This window comes from Burkholderia sp. Se-20378, assembly GCF_017104665.1.
In the GTDB taxonomy this organism is placed as follows: Bacteria; Pseudomonadota; Gammaproteobacteria; order Burkholderiales; family Burkholderiaceae; genus Burkholderia; species Burkholderia lata.
Genome location: NZ_JAAGPG010000757.1, coordinates 1 through 3245 on the forward strand (window position 1 = coordinate 1; position 3245 = coordinate 3245).

A 3245-nucleotide genomic window follows, 5' to 3' on the forward strand; every position below is an offset into this window, starting at 1 on the left:
ACCGGCATCGCGCCACCCTGCACGGCGCCCGATTCGGGCGGGCGCGTCATCGGCACGAGCTGTTCGGGGTGCGCGTTCACGTCCTTCATGAACGACGCGAGGTTCTGCGACACCGGGGCCAGCAGGATCTGGCGCACGCCGTTGTAGTACTCGGTCAGCAGGTGCTGCTCGAGACGGTCGCCCTGGTACAGGCCGAGCGACACCGAAATCGGTTTGTCGCGACGGAACTGCTCGAGCTGCTCGATCCGGTCTTCGAGGATGTCCATCGCCTGCAGGCGCGACTGCAGGTCGTTGCGGCCCTGCTGCAGGCGCGTGACGTTGTCGAGGTCGGCCTGCACGTTCGCGACGAGCTGCTGGTTGCCGATCGTCGACCAGGTCCAGCCGCCGAGCGCGAGCGCGAGCGCCGCGACGAAGCCGAAGAAGGTCGCGTAGCGCAGCCGCGTCTTGGTCGGGCTCGCGAACTGGCGCACCGTCTGGCGGTCCGCGAAGATCACCTTCGAGAACAGGTCGCGCAGGAAGAAGCCGTTCTTCGAGAACGCGCTGTGCGGCTTCGGCAGCGCGGCGCCGTCGAGGCCGAAGCGGTGCGCGATGCGCTGCGCGGCCGTGCTGTTGGTTTCGCCTTCCTGCAGCGCGCTGGTGAAGTAGAAGCCGCGGAAGATCGGCTTGTACTGGAACGGGTTGTTCTCGAACAGCGTCGCGAGGAACGCGCGCAGCGACGGCTTGATCGTCGAGAATTCGAGCGGGAAGCTCAACTGGCCCGGCGACAGCTGATTGCCGCGCGACAGCGACAGCTGCGCGACGCTGATTTCCTTCAGCCCTTCGTAGAGCTCCTCGAAGTGCGTGTCGAACTGCGCGACGACGTCGCGCTTGTCGTCGGGCTCGTAGGGCAGGGTGGCGCCCCACACGCGGTCGTACTCGTGCTTGTCGCTGCTGCTGAAGAATTCGGTGAAGCCGGTGATCAGGTCGGCCTTCGTGAACATCACGTAGACCGGCGCGAACACTTCGAGCTTCTCTGTCAGCTCCTGAACGCGCTGACGGAGGTTTTTCGCGAGGTTGATCGCGAATTCGGGGCGGTTGCCGGTGAGTTCGGCGATGCTCGCGGTGACGATGATGCCGTTGATCGGCGCTTTCGGGCGATAGCGCTTGAGCAGGCCGAGGAAGCCGAGCCATTCGCTGCGGTCTTCCTCGTGCACCGAATAGCGGCCGGCCGTGTCGAGCAGGATCCCCTCGGTCGTGAAGAACCAGTCGCAGTTACGCGTACCGCCGATGCCGTGGATCACGGCGCTGTTCTTGTCCGCGAACGGGAACTGCAGGCCGGAATTGAGCACGGCGCTGCTCTTGCCCGCGGCCGGGTTGCCGATCACGATGTACCACGGCAGCTCGTACAGCGCGGAGCCGCCCGACACCTGACCGATCTTCGACGTCTTGATCGTCTTCACCGCATCCGACAGGCGCGTGCGCAGCACGTCGAGGTCGGCCGTCTTCGAATCGGGGGCGAGCGCGGCGGCGGCAGGCGCGGCGATCTTGCCGGTTTCCGCCTGTTCTTCCAGCACCTGGCCGAGCTGCTGGTTCGCGCGCTTCACGCGCCAGCGGCGCCACAGCGCGACGACGAGCCACAGTGCCAGGATCGTCGCGAACGCGATCGCCGCCCACAGGAGCGGCAGCTGCAGCATGTCGGCGACGATGAAGAGAATGGCCGCTAGCGCGACGATCCCGACGATCGAGAGCGTACGCGGATGAGTCAGCACGTTGAGGATGCGTTGCATAGGACGTTCAGGTTCCGGTGCGATTCGGTGAGGCGACGCAGGCGCGCCGAGCGGCAAGGGTGGCGCCGCGATGTGTCGCCATGCTGTCAAACGGGATGAAGGGGGCTGGCATCAATGCGCCCGCGGCATCGGAGAAGGCGCGCGCATTAATGAAAGGACGCTGTGAGATTTAAAACGGAAGCGGCGGCCGGAAAAAATCGCGCACCGGAATGCATGATTTTTTGCGCCGCCCATATCGTTTCCTGCCGGGATATTAAAAAGCCCCATGCCGCCCTCATTATTTCCTGTCCGGCAGCCCTGGCTAGCTGCCGCGTCCCAGTTTAAAACCGGGTTTATGGTATTCCACGTGCCCGAGATCCATCATTTTCCAGCGGCCCCCCCAGGTCAGGCCAACCTGTTCAGCGACCTGGCCATACAACTGGTAGCCGCGCATCGCCCACGGATCTTTCTCGGAAATGACCAGCTTGCCGTCGCGCAGGAATGCGTTGTCGGCCGCCAGCCCGAATTGGTGATAACTCTGGAAGGCTGCCGCGTTGGTCACGCTACCGCCCATCTGCGCGAGCCGGTTCTGTCGTTCCGGGCTCCGATAACCTTCCAGCAACGCCATCTCATAACCATATTGTTCGTGCATGATCTTGTAGACCAGCAGCAAACGCGTACGGAAATCCGGATCCAGCAGGTTCCAGTCGCGGCTCGCATCCTTCAGCGCCGGGCGTACCTGTTCGACTTCCTTGGTGGCGAAGACTTCCGGCGGCAGCGGCGGGGGCGGCACGAGTTGTTCGCCCTGCAGCAGCGCGGCGATCTTCTCGTCGGGCACGCGCGCCGTGTCGTCGTACTGGAACAATTGCCGGCCGCGTAACGCAATGGCGACCAATGGCGGCGTCGCAAGAATACCTGCCGATACCATAATCATCAAGCGCCGGCGAACCAGTAAATTTTGCACGTCGTTTAAAGCACCGCGCGTAACGCTTGCCGATTTAACAATCTGACTTCGCGTACGCGTGGCGCGATCGTTCGCACGGCGCGTAAGACGGCCGTGAAACTGGGCGACGGATTCGAAAACGGTCGCGCGGATACCCGGTAAAAGCAACAGTGCCGCAACCGCTACGGCAAGGGCGAAATAGGCGATGAGTGCGACGGCAATCAACGAAATCCCCGGAAATTGGAATTGATTGTGTTTTGCAATGCTTGCTCTTAGAATCAGGCTGCTTCGAGAGGCCGGGCTATATTATCGCGGTGAATTAAACCAGGATTCAATGAGACGCTGAATGAGTGCGCCGGAAAATTCAAATTCGAAATCTCCGCCCAGCTTGCTGTCCGATACCAAACCGGCAGGCGACGGAGCTCAGCAGTCGCGCATTCTCGCGAATCTGGAAGGACGTGTCACGCCCCCGGCCGAGCCGCCGCGCCGTTCGCTGAAGGCGCCGATCGCCGCCGTCGTGGCCCTGGTGGTTGCCGTCGGTGGCTGGGGCGCATGGC

The 3245-nt window shown here is 63.1% G+C and carries 2 protein-coding genes and 1 pseudogene; 1 reads left to right on the forward strand and 2 read right to left on the reverse strand.

Features of this window, described 5'->3' with window-relative positions; genetic code table 11:
- Together tssM and G3N93_RS37125 are read right to left on the reverse strand one after the other, a co-directional pair.
- A partial coding sequence (gene tssM, locus G3N93_RS37120) for a type VI secretion system membrane subunit TssM (RefSeq protein ID WP_206135251.1) occupies window positions 1-1766 on the reverse strand: 1766 nt, incomplete at its 3' end.
- 301 nt (window positions 1767-2067) lie between these two features.
- Window positions 2068-2913 carry a M15 family metallopeptidase gene (locus G3N93_RS37125; protein ID WP_174939743.1) on the reverse strand — a complete coding sequence of 282 codons (846 nt, stop codon included), beginning with the start codon at window positions 2911-2913 and terminating at the stop codon, window positions 2068-2070.
- 121 nt (window positions 2914-3034) lie between these two features.
- Here G3N93_RS37125 and G3N93_RS37130 point away from each other — a divergent pair.
- A pseudogene (locus G3N93_RS37130) lies at window positions 3035-3245 on the forward strand (phage tail protein); the annotation flags it as partial.